The following is a 16073-nucleotide window of genomic DNA, read 5'->3' as shown; positions in this document are numbered from 1 at the left end:
GCGCCGTAGGCATCTTCCCAAGCGAGTTTCCCCATGAAAAGCCAATCCGATGTCGCCCGAATGGCGGCCGAGGTAGTGACGCAGTTACCGGTGCCTTCGCGCCTCGGTATGTTGCGTTTCGAACGGCTTAATGAGGCTAGCTGGGCTCTTTTGTACCTCGACCCCAATTGCGAGCGCCAATTCGGCCTGCCGGCGGTCGAACTGTGCGCCTTGATCGGCACGCCCTACGCCAGCCTGATGGAACCCCAGGCGCGCTATCAGTTGCACGACACCATCCAGCAGCAACTGACCCAGAGCCCGCATTACCTGGTGCGCTACACCCTGCACACCAACGACGGCCCGCTGAGCCTGCTGGAAATGGGCGAGGCCTACAAACAACACAACCGCCATCTGTTGCGCGGCTACCTGATGGTAGTCGATGGGCTGTTCAGCGAGATCCCTGCACCCGCGCCGACCGCAGACCTGGAAAACCAGAACAGCCGCCTGCAAATTGCGTTGGAACTTAATCAACGTGCCCAGCAGGAACAGTTGCAGCACCTGGAACGCGTGCGCGCCCAACAGGAGCTGATTCTGTTGCTGGCGCGCCAGCGCTACACCACCCCCAACTCGCTGCAGGAAGCTGCCGAGCTGATCACCCGTAGCGCTTGCGACATCTACCAGATTGACTGCGCCAGCATCTGGAACCTCGAAGGCCAGCGCCTGGTGCCGATCTCGGCGTACCAGCGTACCGAACAACAGCACCATCTGCCTGAACCGATCGACGCCAGCAGTTTCCCGGACTACCTGGAAGCCCTGCATTCCAGCCGCGCCATCGACGCCACCCACGCGATGCGAGACCCGCGCACCCGGGAAATGGCCGAGAGCCTGCGCGCCAAGGATGTTCACGCGATGCTCGACGCCAGTATCCGCGTCGACGGCCAAGTCGTCGGCGTGTTGTGCCTGGAACAAAGTGGTAGCCCGCGGGACTGGCAATCGGATGAGATCGCCTTTGCCGGAGAGTTGGCGGACCAGTTTGCGCAAGTGATCAACAACCACAACCGCCGTACCGCCACCAGCGCCCTGCACCTGTTCCAGCGCGCCGTGGAACAAAGCGCCAACGCCTTTCTGCTGGTCAATTGCGACGGCGTGGTGGAGTACGTCAACCCAAGCTTTACCGCAATCACCCAGTACAGCGCCGAAGAAGTCCATGGCCATCGCCTGGCGCAACTGCCGGCCCTGGAGAACCTCAGCGAGTTGCTGTTCGATGCGCCGTCGAGCCTGGCCAAGAGCAACAGTTGGCAAGGTGAATTCAAGAGCCGTCGCAAGAACCTGGAACCCTACTGGGGCCAGTTGTCGATCTCCAAGGTCTATGGCGACAACCGTGAGCTGACCCACTACATCGGCATCTACGAAGACATCACGCAGACCAAGCTGGCCCAACAGCGCATCGAACGCCTGGCCTACACCGACAACCTGACCAACCTGGGCAACCGCCCGGCATTCATCCGCAACCTCGATGAACGCTTTGCCCGAGACAGCGATACCCCGATCAGTCTGTTACTGGTGGATATCGACAACTTCAAGCGGATCAACGACAGCCTCGGCCACCAGACCGGCGACAAACTGCTGATCAGCCTGGCCCGCCGCCTGCGTAACAGCCTGAGTGCCGGTGGGAGCCTGGCGCGCTTTGCCAGTAACGAATTTGCGGTGCTGTTGGACGACGCCGACCTGGAGACGGGCCAACAAGTCGCCAGCCAGCTGTTGACTACCCTCGACAAACCGATGTTCGTCGACAACCAGTTGATCAGCGTTACCGGCTCCGTGGGCTTGGCCTGCGCTCCGCTGCATGGCCGCGACCCGCAGACCCTGATGCGTAACGCCGGCTTAGCCCTGCACAAGGCCAAGGCCAACGGCAAACACCAGGTGCAGGTGTTCACCGAAGCGCTGAACGCCGAGGCCAGTTACAAACTGTTCGTGGAAAATAACCTGCGCCGCGCCTTGACCCAGAACGAGTTGGACGTGTTCTACCAGCCCAAGCTTTGCCTGCGCAGCGGTCGCTTGCTGGGTATGGAAGCGCTGCTGCGCTGGAACCATCCGGAAAAGGGCATGATCCGCCCCGACCAGTTCATCAGCGTGGCCGAAGAAACCGGGCTGATCATCCCCATCGGCAAATGGATCGCTCGCCAGGCCTGCCGTATGAGCAAGCAATTGAGCGCCGGTGGCATGGGCAACTTGCAGGTGGCGATCAACCTGTCACCCAAGCAGTTCTCCGACCCCGACTTGGTGGCCTCGATCGCCACCATCCTCAAAGAAGAGCAGCTACCGGCCAACCTGCTGGAGCTGGAGCTGACCGAAGGCTTGCTGCTGGAAGCCACCGAAGACACGCGCCTGCAACTGGACCAGCTCAAAAGTTTTGGCCTGACCCTGGCCATGGATGATTTCGGCACCGGTTACTCGTCGCTGAGCTACTTGAAAAAATTCCCCATCGACATCATCAAAATCGATCGCAGCTTTATCCACGAAATCCCGGATAACCAGGACGACATGGAAATCACCTCGGCAGTGATCGCCATGGCCCACAACCTCAAGCTCAAGGTGGTGGCCGAAGGTATCGAGACAGGCGAGCAGCTCGCGTTCTTGCGTCGACATCGCTGCGATGTGGGCCAGGGCTACTTGTTCGACCGGCCGATCCCCGGTGCAGACCTGATGAAGATGCTTAAACGCTACCCGCGCGGGCCAATCGCCTGACAGCGCTGTAACACTCGGGCACACTGGCTACCTGACTACTTACCTAACTCAATCTGACTGAGAGGACTGATCATGGTCTTGCGCTCGGAAATTCTGGTGAACAAAAACGTGCTTCCTACTCAAGAACAGGCCTTGCCTGGCCGTGAAACGCCGATGTCTTTACCCGAGACTCATTTCGTCAACGGCAACCCGCTGCTGGGCCCATTTGTCGACAACGTAGAGTTTGCGATCTTTGGCCTGGGTTGCTTCTGGGGCGCAGAGCGCCGTTTCTGGCAGCGCGAAGGCATCGTCAGCACGGTGGTGGGTTATGCCGGCGGCTACACGCCGAACCCGACCTATGAAGAAGTTTGCTCGGGCCTGACCGGCCACAGCGAAGTGGTTCTGGTGGTGTTTGACCAGGACAAGATCAGCTACGAAGAGCTGCTGAAAATGTTCTGGGAACTGCACAACCCAACCCAGGGCATGCGCCAGGGCAATGATATCGGCAGCCAGTACCGTTCGGTGATCTATGCGGTCAAGCCGGAGCATCTGGAGGCGGCGAAAGCCAGCGCCCAGGCGTATCAGAATGAACTGACCAAGGCTGGCCTGGGCACCATCACCACGGAAATCGAAGAAGCACCGACCGTGTACTTCGCCGAGGCGTATCACCAGCAGTATTTGGCGAAGAATCCACAGGGTTACTGCGGGATCGGCGGCACAGGCGTGACCTGCCCGATCTAAGAGTGACGCTGATCTAAAAATGTGGGAGCGGGCTTGCTCGCGCCCACATTTGCTCTGTGCATGGCTGTAGATCGGATTACTCAGCGATCAACCAATCCATCTGCCACCCGCCCTGGGTCTGGCCAAGTTTCTTGGACAGCCACGGCAGCAGCTCGCGCAACTCCTCCTCCAAACCCCACGGCGGGTTGGCAATCGCCAGGCCCGAACCGGTCAAGGTGTTGGGCGTGTCCAGCGGATGCACCAATAACTCCACCCGCAACAACTTCGGCGCACCAGTACCGGCCAGGTCCTGGTAGAAGCGGCGCAACATGCGCTGGTCCTTCACCGGATACCAGATCGCCGCGACGGTCTGGCGCATGCGGCTGACCGCTTCCTTGAGGGACGCCGCGCAGCGCTGCATCTCGTCGAGCTTTTCGAACGGGGGGTCGATCAGCATCAACGCGCGCTTTTCCGGCACCGGCAGCAAGGCACGCGGAACATGCCAGCCTTCGCCCAGGTGCACTTTGACCCGGCGATCGCCTTTCATGTTGTCCTTGAGCAGCACACCGTCTTCCGGGTGCTTTTCATTGAGCAACACACGGTCCTGGGGCCGCGTGAGGCGCCGCGCCAGCTCCGGCGAGCCCGGGTAGTAGCGCAACTGGCCATCCGGGTTCATCTCATGCAGCACGCGCATGTAATCGGCGGTCAACGGCGGCAGGTCGTTCTCGCCCCACAGACGGGCGATGCCTTCCAGGTATTCACCGGTGCGATTGGCCTGGTCGCCTTGCAGGTCGTACAGACCGATCCCGGCGTGGGTGTCGAGGTAGGCGAACGGCTGCTCCTTGCGCGACATCAGGGCGATGAGACGGGTCAAGGTCAGGTGTTTGAAGACATCGGCGTGGTTGCCGGCGTGAAAGGCGTGACGATAATTCATGGTTGCTCCTGCGCAGGGGGCGAAGTTTACCTTCTACGGGGGCAAAGGTGCAGAGTTGTGGTGAGCGGGCTTGCCCCGCGTTGGGCTCACCTCAACTCTAAAGCCAGATAGTCGGTCAGCGCTTTGTGGCCGATATCCGGCATTCGCGCAAAATAGGCGACCTTGTGCTGCAAGGTCGTTGGCGTGAAGGCGGTGTACAGATCCGGGCGCTGCTCTTCGAGCCATTGCAGCAGGTTGTCGATCAGCACTTGCGGTGATTGCTCCGCCAGGTGTTCCAGAATCGGTGCCGGAACTCGCCACCATGGACTGGTTTTGGCAGCCGTAACCTCGCCCGTCGCCACCGACAGTGCCTGGCCATTGATCAGGTAACGTTGGAACACCGGCAACACCTTTCCCGCCTCATCGCCCAGCGTTTGCAACATCGGCAAAAACTGAGCGCCATCCCAGAAGCGTAAAAAGACCTGCTGGTCATCCGGCAAATACACCTTGGTCAGGCTTTGCAAGTGCGCCACCACCGTTTCCAGTGGGCTCGACGACACCGCCAGCCAGCCCCAGTCTGTCGACTCGGTCGTTGCTATCCAATCGAGAAAGGGGCTGTCGGGTTCGACGATGCCGACATAGGGCATTACTTCATCCCACTCGGCGTAGGCCGTGCCTGCCCAAATTGGTTGGGGTAGGATCCCGGCGGCTGTGCTTCGCCAGGTATCGAGAGGTTTGGCGTCGCTGGCGTTACTAAGAATGGCGAAGAGGTGTTCGGTAGACTGGAAGGAGATTAGCCACTCGCGAGGCAATAATTGTTTCGGCATTGGAGATACTCCTATTACAGTAAGACGTGAGCAAATAAAGCAAATTCAAAAATACAATCTAAAACCAGTCAACATCTTGCCACCCCATGAAATCGCCAATTGCGAGTAAGATAAAAATTCCAAAAAAAGCTCCCACCGTAGATCCACCTAAACACCTCAAATTCAGCTTTAGCCCCTTGGGAAATTCAGCATAATCTTCAGCACTGAGGCGCCCAAGATTTATCGCCTGGGTCGGAAAGGCGAAAGCACCAATCACATCCCTAACCGCCCACGATCGACTTATAGGGTCCCAACCAATACTTACATCTGCATCTATAAGATGCCCGCTACGCCTTAAATGCAGACTTATTTTTTCAACTTTGAAATAGGCAATATATAAAGCCCACACAGGCATTAAAACCACCAGCAAAAAAAACACAAACAAAAAATAGAGTATACGTCTTGCGCGCCATATATTTGCACTGTAAATCCTCCCTCCGTTAGCCTGACCTTCTTACACTTAGCCTCACGACGGACCTGCTATCAGACTGCGAAAATACTCCTCACGCTTGGGAGATAAATAATCAGCATTAATACCTGCGACCCTCGAATGGGTTACTTAATCCAACCCATATATTTACCGACGACCCATAACGTTATGGCGTACACCCCAACCAACATCAAGAAAAAACCCCACAGCCTCAACTCACGCATTAGCTTGCAGGGAACACTTTCAAGCTCCTCACGAGTAACCGCCCCATCATTAATATGTATTCTCTGGAAGACAAACATTCCCGAAACCGCATTTACGAAAAACACCCTACCGAAAAAGCTAGAGCCGACGAATCCCTTCCGATACGACACTAACTTACAGGACCCTAAACATTTAAAAATCTCGTCAACTTTAAAATAGGCAATGTAAACCTGAGCCAAAAAAACGATAACAACCAAGATAGCTAACACCCCAACGCAGTACATATAGACAGTTCGACCGTCGCCCATGACTACTGAGTCCTCTCGTAAATATATTCCCCAAAACTTTCTCCAACACTGGCCAGGCCCTTTCCGCCTAAGGCGCTGGCAGCGCCGACTACAACTAAACCGCAAACTAATCCGCCTACTCCGACCGTCGCAACCCCAATTCCGGCGCAAGCGGCTGAAGCCCCATAAGCACCCAAAGGCTTGGCAACGATGGAGCTGCTAAAAATGACGAAAATGTTTTCGGTCGATTGAATCGGGGAGTGGAATAGCCATCTGCGGGGTATGGACTGCATTAGCATTAAAGAATACTCCTTCACGATAAAATATGGGTAAATAATCCACCAATAACCGAGCCTCTAAAAATTTTTATCAAGCCACCCCATATACTTACCAACACCCCACAAAGCGATACACACTCCAACCAAGAAAAACAAAACATATACCAAAGCCTTTAGTTGAAATTTAAGCCGATAAGGAACTCCTTCAAACTCCTCACGAGTAAACCCACCGTCTTTTATATGTGTTTCAGGAAACACAAGCATCCCCGCAATCGTCAGTACAAAAAACGACCTACTAAAAAATCCTCTCCCAAGAAGACATTTACGAACTAAAACAACATTTGAATTACCTAGGCACTCCAATATCTCATTAACTTTAGAATAAGAAAAATAAACTTGAACCAAGAAGGTCAAAAAAATAAACATAAATACGCCTAACCAGCACCACATATAAAACGCGTAAAACTCACCTTTCATTACTTCCCCCCTCATAAATAAAATCTCCGATCCTCTCTCCAGCTAACGCCCCACCCGCACCACCGAGAGCAGTGCCTGCACCTATAGCAACACAAACTGTGCCCGCACTCGCCGCTGCTGAAGCACCACCTAACCACCCCCCCCAGCGCTCCCGACAAAATTGCCACCTTCTGTATATTTCACTCTTTGACAATCATCCTCACTTCCAACTCGACACGTTTCCCTCACCTTCAATGCCGAGGCTGATGCCCCTAGTCCAATTCCAACAAACCCGCCGACCTTCATATACTGACTCGCTCGAGCAACACCCCGAATGTGTGTTGCATATCCAGGAATACCTTCTGATACACCGGCCTTACTCCAATGATGAACCAAGCTGCGACTGGAAATCCCTAATACGCTTTTGAGCTTTGGGTGATCGGCAATACCAACACCTTTTCGCACCAGTGGTCCGAGGCTATTATCCAACTGAGTTAGCAATCGCTTACGCTCAGCGAGAAACTCAGCACCTTGCAAATTGCCCTGTATTTTGAAGGTTTTGACGTGCAACTTTTCGATATCCACGAGGATGGACTGGGTTCGCGTCAAGTGACTCGCAACCATTGACGACCCAACCCCCACCGCCATCGAACTCTGCGCCAAAAACGCACCAATCTCCTGCTGGTGTTCAACCATAAACGCCGCCTCGTCATCACTCATTGGCTTCAGCGCTTCATTCACCTCCTGCGCCGCTTCCATGAGCAACGCCTCTTCGCGGGTGCATTGGCTATTGAGCGGATCACTGAGTACGAGCATTTGCCCCGGCCTGGTGTATTGCGTGAGCTGTGGATTGAGGCTACGAAAACGCTCCAAGACGATCGCGCTGGGCGATTCGAACAGCGACTTTTCCAACGCATCCCGAGACATCGCACGCTGCACAATATGGAACCCCGGCTCGACGCCCGAGGTTTTACCAGCAGTGGCTCCCGCCCCCTTACCGCCGTGTTGCGTGAGATCACACTGACCGTTTTTGCAGCGCTCACATTCTTCACAAAACGGCGCGCTGCGCCTCAGGCTGGTCACTTGCACGGGGCTTAGCGGTGCAGGGATAACCGCCAGCAGCTTTTCCTTGATTCCCGGCATTACCGGGGCAGCTGTGGGAGCAGGCGCACCGCCGAGCTGGATCGGCACGCTGCTGAATATGCCGCCCGCCGACAGCGTGATCGACTGCCCGCCCGCCTGGATCGTAACGGTGGCACCCGCATCGATAACGACACTTTGCCCTGCACCTATTTGAATAGTCCGCCCGGCACGCATCTGCTGCGAACCACCGACCACCAGATGATCATCCTGCTTGAGCTCGGTCAGGCGGTTGCCATGGGTAATACGTTGCTCTTCGCCTCGCAGCTCATGGTGCGACTCCCCTCCCACCTTCACCCGACGCTGGTTATCGACCTGCACCTGCTGGTCATGCAACACATGTTGAGTCCAATCACGCTGGGCCCGCAGGTAGATTTCTTCAGCGCCCTTGCGGTCTTCGATGCGCAGTTCGTTGTAGCCACCGCCGCCGGGGCTGCTTTGACTGCGGAAAATACTGCGGGTCATGGCGGCTGGCAGGTCGAGCGGCACGGGGGTCGCCGCATTGGGCAGGCAACCCACCACCAGCGGCATGTCCAGGTCGCCATTGACGAAGCCCACCAGCACCTCCATACCGACCCGTGGAATCAGCACCGAACCGTAACGGTCATGGGCCCAGCCGCTGGCAACGCGCAGCCAGCAACTGGAGTGGTCGTCGTGCTTGCCATTGCGGTCCCAGGCCATTTGCACTTTCACCCGACCGTATTCGTCGCAATGGATTTCGCTGTTAGCAGGGCCGGTGACTACCGCGTTCTGATAGCCCGAGATAGTTGGGCGCGGCTGCTCAGGCAGTGGCGGTCGAAAGATCACGTCCCACGGTGCGGCGACAAACTCGTTGCGATAGCCCTGGCGAAAATCCCCTCCTGATACTTCGGTTACGGCCTCCTCCAGCACTTGGGGCTGCTTGCCTTCGTGGGTGACTTGCGTCACCAGCCATAAGTCATTCCAGCCCTCGCGTGAATGCCCGCTCAGCTTGAGGAAGCGGCCGCTGACCAGCGCAGGCTCGTCACCCTCGCCATGGGCAATTCGGTAGTCACTGCGATGGCGCTCCAGCCCACGTTGAGCGAGGTATTTGCCGTGGGGTCGATCGCTGAAACCACCGGGGTAATCCTGCTCTTCGAGGTTCGGGAGCTGCTCGCCAGCCACCGCACTTTCCAACCCCAGGCGCGGCTTGCGGAAGTCGTAATCGCGCAGGTTCACCGCCGTGGTGCGGGTCTGCAATTGCACGGTAAATCGCTTGATCGCCGGGGTGCCGGCCACCATCCCGGAACCGGCAGTGTAGGGGGTTGGCTGGTCGGGCTCGGCAAACACCGTCTGGTCATCGCCAAACACCAGCAGGTGTCCCTCGGGCGAATGCTGGAAGTGATAGTGGATGCCAAGCTCGGCACACAACCGCTGAATGAACGCGAGATCAGTCTCACCGAACTGCACACAGTACTCTCGCGCAGGATAAGTACCGCTCAGGCGAAACTCGAATCGGTCACTCTGAATCCCCTGCCCCACCAGCACTTGCGCGACAATCTGCGGCACCGTCTTGTGCTGGAAAATGCGCTGGTGACTGCTGTGTTTCAGATACGCCAATTGCGGCACCAGACTGATCTGATAACGCGTGAGGCGCCGCCCGGAGTCGCCTTGCGCCACTCGGCAAACCAGGCCGTGGATGCCATGGCCCTGATCATCAAAACCGAGATACGCCTGGCGATGCAGCAAGCTTTCCAGGTCGAGATCAGGCTGCTCACTGACCAGCTCAAGGTCAAAACGGTAGGGCTGACTGATGATTTCGGCCCCCTTGAACTCAAACACCTTAAGTTCAATGGGCCCCCCGTCGAGGGTCAGGGTAAAAGCACTTTGATTGGCAGGAGCGAACATCCGGTGTTTCTCTGCGAGGAGTAGGCGGCCGATTCTGCACCACTGTTCCACCCTACTGAGCACACCCAAAACAAATCAGTAAATACCTACAAATAAGCGTCCGAACTTTCTTCAGACCGGCGTAAATCACACGCAAAAAAAGGCCCGCCATCCGTAGGACGCGGGCCTTTTTTCCAACTCAGCGGGTGCTTAGCACCCGACGAATTACTTGTTGAGGTTGTAGTCTTTTTCCGCTGCATCAAAGCGCTCGACCATGCCCGCAGTCGGTGCGCCCAGCTTGCTCACGAAGTAGATCGCCAGGCTGGCGAAAATGAAGCCTGGAATGATTTCGTACAGACCCAGCAGGTTAAAGTGCTTCCAGACGATCACAGTGGTCGCGCCAACCAGAATGCCGGCGAGTGCGCCGTTACGGGTCATGCCTTTCCAGATCACCGAGATCAGCACCACAGGGCCGAATGCTGCACCGAAACCGGCCCACGCGTAGCTGACCAGGCCGAGTACGCGGTTATTTGGGTTGGCCGCCATGGCGATGGCGATCAGGGCGACCAGCAGCACCATAGCGCGGCCAACCCACACCAGTTCAAGCTGGGAGGCATTTTTGCGCAGGAAGGTTTTGTAGAAGTCTTCGGTCAGGGCACTGGAGCACACCAGCAATTGGCAGCTCAGGGTGCTCATGACGGCCGCGAGAATGGCCGACAGCAGCACACCCGCAATCCATGGATTGAACAGCAACTTGGCCAGCTCAATGAACACACGCTCATGGTTCTCGTTGACGGGGCCAGCCACTTCCGGGTGCGCCGAGAAGTAAGCGATACCGAAGAAGCCCACGGCCACGGTGCCACCCAGGCACAGGATCATCCAGGTCATGGAAATGCGACGCGCGTTGGCGATCGACTTCACCGAATCCGCCGCCATAAAGCGCGCGAGGATGTGCGGCTGGCCGAAGTAGCCCAGGCCCCAACCCATCAGCGAGATGATGCCGATGAAGCTGGTGTTTTTCAGCATGTTGAAGTTGTCAGGGTTCTTGGCTTCGATCGCCAGGAAGGTGGTGTCGACGCCGCCGGTGGCCAGCAGCACGATGATCGGCGTAAGGATCAGCGCGAAAATCATCAGCGTGGCTTGTACGGTGTCGGTCCAGCTGACTGCCAGGAAACCACCGACGAAGGTGTAGGCAATGGTCGCAGCAGCACCGGCCCACAGCGCAGTCTCGTAGGACATGCCGAAGGTGCTTTCAAACAGGCGGGCACCGGCGACGATGCCGGAGGCGCAATAGATGGTGAAGAACACCAGGATCACCACCGCGGAGATGATCCGCAGCAGGCCGCTTTTATCTTCGAAACGGCTGGAGAAGTAATCCGGCAGCGTCAGGGCGTCGCCGTTGTGCTCGGTCTGCACCCGCAGGCGACCGGCCACGAACAACCAGTTCAGGTAAGCACCGACGATCAGGCCGATGGCGATCCAGCTTTCCGAAAGGCCTGACATGTAGATCGCGCCCGGCAACCCCATCAACAACCAGCCGCTCATATCGGAAGCGCCGGCCGACAAAGCTGTCACCACGCTACCGAGGCTGCGACCGCCGAGGATGTAATCGGAAAGGTTGTTGGTGGAGCGATAGGCCATGAAGCCGATCAGCACCATTGCTGCGATGTAGATCACAAACGTGATCAGGGTTGGATTACTAACGCTCATAAGAGTGACGCCCTGGCTTTGTTTTTATGTAGCAGCGGTCTGTCAGACGACCACCCGTTGGTAACCGGGTAGACGAAACTGTGTGCCGCGCATTTATGACTGACGTTTCCCCAGGAAAGCCGCCAGCCGATGAACCGAACCTTTGAGGCGGTTGCACCTTGGGCGCGAATGCTATTCAACAAAGCAAATAAGGTGCAACCAGTTTCTTGAGAATAAGTTGCACCTAAGCGTGTTTTGCGTAAAACACCGTGTTTTTGCTCCTTTTCGGAGCAAGAACAGCCGATATAAGAAGTAAATGCACCAAGGCGAAGCGGATTCCGTCGAAGGCCGGATTTTTTCCTGTTGAGCTTCAAAAAATTCATGAACAAAAGGGTTGCACCCGGTTGCACCTCTTCATGGGCAAAGCTAATCTTGCCGCCAGCAGATGCCACTCGGTAGTGGCACCCATGAGGATAAAAAGATGGCAACGACCACCCTTGGGGTCAAACTCGATGACCCGACCCGCGAGCGCCTTAAGGCCGCCGCGACCTCCATTGATCGCACGCCGCACTGGCTGATCAAGCAGGCAATTTTCAATTACCTGGAGAAACTGGAGGGTGGTGCAACCCTGACCGAGCTCAATGGCTTGAGCACCAAGGACGCTGAAGACGCAGGCGAAGTCCAGAACGACCACGCCCACCAGTGTTTCCTGGAGTTCGCCGAAAGCATCCTGCCGCAGTCGGTACTGCGCGCCTCGATCACCGCTGCTTACCGTCGCCCCGAGCCGGAAGTGGTGCCGATGCTGATCGAACAGGCTCGCCTGCCGGCCGCGATGGCCGAAGCGACCAATAAGCTGGCCGCCTCGATTGCCGAGAAGCTACGCAATCAGAAAAGCGCTGGCGGCCGTGCCGGTATTGTTCAGGGCCTGTTGCAAGAATTTTCCCTGTCGTCCCAGGAAGGCGTGGCACTGATGTGCCTGGCCGAAGCGCTGCTGCGCATCCCGGACAAAGGCACCCGCGACGCGCTGATCCGCGACAAAATCAGCACTGGCAACTGGCAGCCGCACCTGGGCAACAGCCCGTCGCTGTTCGTCAACGCCGCCACCTGGGGCCTGCTGCTGACCGGAAAACTGGTCGCCACTCACAATGAAAGCGGCCTCACCTCGTCCCTGAGTCGCATTATTGGCAAGAGCGGCGAGCCGATGATCCGCAAGGGTGTCGACATGGCCATGCGCCTGATGGGCGAGCAGTTCGTCACCGGCGAAACCATCGCCGAAGCCCTGGCCAATGCGAGTAAGTTCGAAGCCAAGGGCTTTCGATATTCCTATGACATGCTCGGTGAAGCCGCACTCACCGAACACGATGCGCAGAAGTACCTGGCGTCGTACGAGCAAGCCATTCACTCCATCGGCAAAGCTTCTCACGGCCGTGGGATTTATGAAGGCCCGGGCATCTCCATCAAACTCTCGGCACTGCACCCGCGTTACAGCCGCGCGCAGTACGAGCGCGTGATGGACGAGTTGTACCCGCGTCTGCTGTCCCTGACCTTGCTGGCCAAGCAATACGACATCGGCCTGAACATCGATGCCGAAGAAGCCGACCGCCTGGAGCTGTCGCTGGACCTGCTGGAACGCCTGTGCTTCGAGCCGCAACTGACCGGCTGGAACGGCATCGGTTTCGTGATCCAGGCTTACCAGAAGCGCTGCCCGTATGTGATCGACTACGTCATCGACCTGGCGCGCCGCAGCCGCCACCGCCTGATGATCCGCCTGGTGAAAGGCGCGTACTGGGACAGCGAAATCAAGCGCGCCCAGGTCGAAGGCCTGGAAGGCTACCCGGTCTACACCCGCAAGGTGTACACCGACGTTTCCTACATCGCCTGTGCACGCAAACTGCTGTCGGTGCCGGAAGTCATCTACCCGCAGTTCGCCACGCACAACGCCCACACCTTGTCGGCCATCTACCATATTGCCGGTCAGAACTATTACCCCGGCCAGTACGAGTTCCAATGCCTGCACGGCATGGGCGAACCGCTATACGAGCAAGTGGTAGGCAAGGTCGCCGATGGCAAACTGAACCGTCCGTGCCGCGTGTACGCCCCGGTCGGCACTCACGAAACATTGCTGGCTTACTTGGTACGCCGCCTGTTGGAAAATGGCGCGAACACCTCGTTCGTCAACCGTATTGCCGACCAATCCATCTCCATTCAGGAGCTGGTAGCCGATCCGGTGGCCAGCATCGAACAAATGGCCACGCTGGAAGGCGGCTTCGGTCTGCCACACCCGCGTATTCCATTGCCGCGTGACCTGTACGGCAGCGACCGCGCCAACTCGGCGGGTATCGATCTGGCGAACGAACATCGCTTGGCGTCACTGTCTTGCGCCCTGCTGGCCACTGCTCACAACAACTGGAAAGCTGCGCCGATGCTCGGCTGTACATCCAGTGAGCAGCCGGCTGCACCCGTGCTGAACCCGTCCGATCTGCGCGACGTGGTCGGCCACGTACAAGAAGCCACCGTCGAAGACGTCGACAATGCAATTCAGTGCGCAATCAATGCTGGCCCGATCTGGCAGGCCACCCCGCCCGCTGAGCGCGCAGCCATCCTGGAACGCGCCGCCGACTTGATGGAAGGCGAGATCCAACCGCTGATGGGCCTGCTGGCCCGCGAGGCCGGCAAGACCTTCGCCAACGCCATCGCCGAAGTGCGCGAAGCCGTGGACTTCCTGCGTTACTACGCGGTGCAGGCCCGCAACGATTTCACCAACGACGCCCACCGCCCATTGGGCCCGGTGGTCTGCATCAGCCCGTGGAACTTCCCGCTGGCGATCTTCAGCGGCCAAGTGGCTGCTGCTCTGGCCGCCGGTAACCCGGTATTGGCCAAGCCTGCGGAACAGACTCCGCTGGTTGCAGCCCAAGCCGTGCGTATCCTGTTGGAAGCCGGTATTCCGGAAGGCGTGCTGCAACTGCTGCCGGGCCAGGGAGAAACCGTCGGTGCTCGCCTGGTCGGCGATGATCGCGTCAAAGGCGTGATGTTCACCGGCTCCACCGAGGTGGCGCGCCTGCTGCAACGCAATGTCGCCGGTCGCCTGGACGCCCAGGGCCGTCCGATTCCGCTGATCGCCGAAACCGGTGGCCAGAACGCGATGATCGTCGATTCCTCGGCACTGACCGAACAAGTTGTGATCGACGTTGTGTCGTCAGCCTTCGACAGCGCCGGCCAGCGTTGCTCGGCCCTGCGCGTGCTGTGCCTGCAGGAAGATTCGGCAGACCGCGTGATCGAAATGCTCAAGGGCGCCATGGCGGAATGCCGTCTGGGCAACCCGGAGCGCCTGTCGGTCGACATCGGCCCGGTGATCGATGCCGAAGCCAAGGCGGGTATCGAGAAACACATCCAGGCCATGCGCGACAAAGGCCGCAACGTCTACCAAGTCGCCATTGCCGATGGCGAAGAGATCAAGCGCGGCACCTTCGTGATGCCGACCCTGATCGAGCTGGAAAGCTTCGACGAGCTGCAACGGGAGATCTTCGGCCCGGTGCTGCACGTGGTGCGCTACAAGCGTAAAGAGATCGACCAATTGATCGGCCAGATCAACGCTTCGGGCTACGGCCTGACCCTGGGCGTGCACACTCGCATCGACGAGACCATCGCCAAGGTGATCGACAACGTCAATGCCGGTAACGTCTACGTGAACCGCAATATCGTGGGTGCCGTGGTCGGCGTGCAGCCGTTCGGCGGCGAAGGCCTGTCGGGTACTGGCCCGAAAGCCGGTGGTCCGCTGTACCTGTACCGCCTGCTGTCAACTCGCCCTACGGATGCAATCGAGCAATCCTTCGCTCGGGGCGACACGTTAGTCGCACCGGATGTACGCCTGCGCGATGCCATGAGCCAACCGCTGACAGCCCTGAAAACCTGGGCAGACAGCAATAAGCTCAGCGACCTGAGCGCGCAGTGCAGCCGATTCGCCGCGCAATCGCAAAGCGGTATCACCCGCCAACTGGCCGGCCCGACCGGCGAGCGCAACAGCTATGCGATCCTGCCCCGCGAGCACGTGCTGTGCCTGGCGGAAGTGGAAGGCGATCTGCTGACCCAACTGGCGGCGGTACTGGCCGTCGGTGGCTCGGCGGTATGGCCGGAAACTGACCTGACCAAGGCCTTGTTCACACGCCTGCCGAAGGAAATTCAGGCGAAGATCAAGCGTGTGGCCGACTGGACCAAGGACGAGGTGGTATTCGACGCGGTCTTGCACCACGGCGATTCCGACCAACTGCGTGCGGTGTGCCAGCAAGTGGCGCAGCGTGGCGGGGCAATTGTCGGGGTGCATGGTTTGTCGCAGGGTGAGACAGCGATTGCGCTGGAGCGTTTGGTGATTGAGCGTGCGTTGAGCGTCAACACCGCTGCGGCGGGTGGTAACGCCAGCCTGATGACCATCGGCTAACTACCCCTTCAGTGATCGTTCCCACGCTCTGCGTGGGAATGCAGCCAGGGACGCTCCGCGTCCCAAAGCGTGACGCAGAGCGTCACAAGAGGCATTCCCACGCG

General features: G+C 58.1%; 9 protein-coding genes and 1 pseudogene. 3 read left to right on the top strand and 7 right to left on the bottom strand.

From position 1 onward, the window contains the following. Positions 1–33: 33 nt before the first annotated feature. Both BFL40_RS04965 and msrA read left to right on the top strand, forming a co-directional pair. Complete coding sequence (locus BFL40_RS04965) at positions 34–2727, top strand: putative bifunctional diguanylate cyclase/phosphodiesterase (RefSeq protein ID WP_071482711.1); 2694 nt, start codon at positions 34–36, stop codon at positions 2725–2727. A gap of 72 nt (positions 2728–2799) precedes the next feature. Then, entirely contained in the window at positions 2800–3447 is a 648-nt protein-coding gene (msrA, locus tag BFL40_RS04960) for a peptide-methionine (S)-S-oxide reductase MsrA (protein WP_063033432.1), read from the top strand. A gap of 76 nt (positions 3448–3523) precedes the next feature. Here msrA and BFL40_RS04955 read toward each other — a convergent pair whose 3' ends face one another. The 7 genes and pseudogenes from BFL40_RS04955 to BFL40_RS33595 form a co-directional block, all read right to left on the bottom strand. After that, positions 3524–4360 (bottom strand): 23S rRNA (adenine(2030)-N(6))-methyltransferase RlmJ, encoded by an 837-nt coding sequence (locus BFL40_RS04955; RefSeq protein ID WP_071482710.1) that lies wholly within the window; start codon positions 4358–4360, stop codon positions 3524–3526. Positions 4361–4446: 86 nt separating this feature from the next. Next, positions 4447–5166, bottom strand: a complete 720-nt coding sequence (locus BFL40_RS04950; protein WP_071482709.1) for a DUF4123 domain-containing protein — start codon at positions 5164–5166, stop codon at positions 4447–4449. A 58-nt stretch (positions 5167–5224) separates the two neighbouring features. Beyond that, positions 5225–5560, bottom strand: coding sequence for a hypothetical protein (locus tag BFL40_RS04945; protein ID WP_071482708.1), 336 nt, complete (start codon positions 5558–5560; stop codon positions 5225–5227). A gap of 922 nt (positions 5561–6482) precedes the next feature. Further along, positions 6483–6881 carry a hypothetical protein gene (locus BFL40_RS04930; RefSeq protein WP_139213520.1) on the bottom strand — a complete coding sequence of 133 codons (399 nt, stop codon included), beginning with the start codon at positions 6879–6881 and terminating at the stop codon, positions 6483–6485. Positions 6882–7862: 981 nt separating this feature from the next. After that, a pseudogene (locus tag BFL40_RS04925) lies at positions 7863–9866 on the bottom strand (type VI secretion system Vgr family protein); the annotation flags it as partial. Between the two features lie 204 nt (positions 9867–10070). Then, on the bottom strand, positions 10071–11555 hold the full coding sequence (gene putP, locus BFL40_RS04920; RefSeq protein ID WP_071482704.1) for a sodium/proline symporter PutP: 1485 nt from the start codon (positions 11553–11555) through the stop codon (positions 10071–10073). After that, complete coding sequence (locus BFL40_RS33595; protein ID WP_139213519.1) at positions 11552–11986, bottom strand: hypothetical protein; 435 nt, start codon at positions 11984–11986, stop codon at positions 11552–11554. The genes putP and BFL40_RS33595 overlap by 4 nt, the downstream gene beginning before the upstream one ends. 29 nt (positions 11987–12015) lie before the next feature. Between BFL40_RS33595 and putA the strand changes: the two genes are divergently transcribed. Continuing rightward, positions 12016–15969 carry a trifunctional transcriptional regulator/proline dehydrogenase/L-glutamate gamma-semialdehyde dehydrogenase gene (gene putA / locus BFL40_RS04915; RefSeq protein ID WP_071482703.1) on the top strand — a complete coding sequence of 1318 codons (3954 nt, stop codon included), beginning with the start codon at positions 12016–12018 and terminating at the stop codon, positions 15967–15969. The last annotated feature ends 104 nt before the right edge of the window (positions 15970–16073 follow it).

This window comes from Pseudomonas costantinii (assembly GCF_001870435.1).
GTDB classification, from domain to species: Bacteria; Pseudomonadota; Gammaproteobacteria; order Pseudomonadales; family Pseudomonadaceae; genus Aquipseudomonas; species Aquipseudomonas costantinii.
This window is presented reverse-complemented; position numbering and strand designations above follow the sequence as displayed.

What these genes read in the sequence shown, in the direction of transcription:
- BFL40_RS04965 (WP_071482711.1), top strand. Translation starts at nt 34, where the DNA reads ATGAAAAGCCAATCCGATGTCGCCCGAATGGCGGCCGAGGTAGTGACG.
- msrA (WP_063033432.1), top strand. Translation starts at nt 2,800, where the DNA reads ATGGTCTTGCGCTCGGAAATTCTGGTGAACAAAAACGTGCTTCCTACT.
- BFL40_RS04955 (WP_071482710.1), bottom strand. Translation starts at nt 4,360, where the DNA reads ATGAATTATCGTCACGCCTTTCACGCCGGCAACCACGCCGATGTCTTC.
- BFL40_RS04950 (WP_071482709.1), bottom strand. Translation starts at nt 5,166, where the DNA reads ATGCCGAAACAATTATTGCCTCGCGAGTGGCTAATCTCCTTCCAGTCT.
- BFL40_RS04945 (WP_071482708.1), bottom strand. Translation starts at nt 5,560, where the DNA reads ATGCCTGTGTGGGCTTTATATATTGCCTATTTCAAAGTTGAAAAAATA.
- BFL40_RS04930 (WP_139213520.1), bottom strand. Translation starts at nt 6,881, where the DNA reads ATGAAAGGTGAGTTTTACGCGTTTTATATGTGGTGCTGGTTAGGCGTA.
- putP (WP_071482704.1), bottom strand. Translation starts at nt 11,555, where the DNA reads ATGAGCGTTAGTAATCCAACCCTGATCACGTTTGTGATCTACATCGCA.
- putA (WP_071482703.1), top strand. Translation starts at nt 12,016, where the DNA reads ATGGCAACGACCACCCTTGGGGTCAAACTCGATGACCCGACCCGCGAG.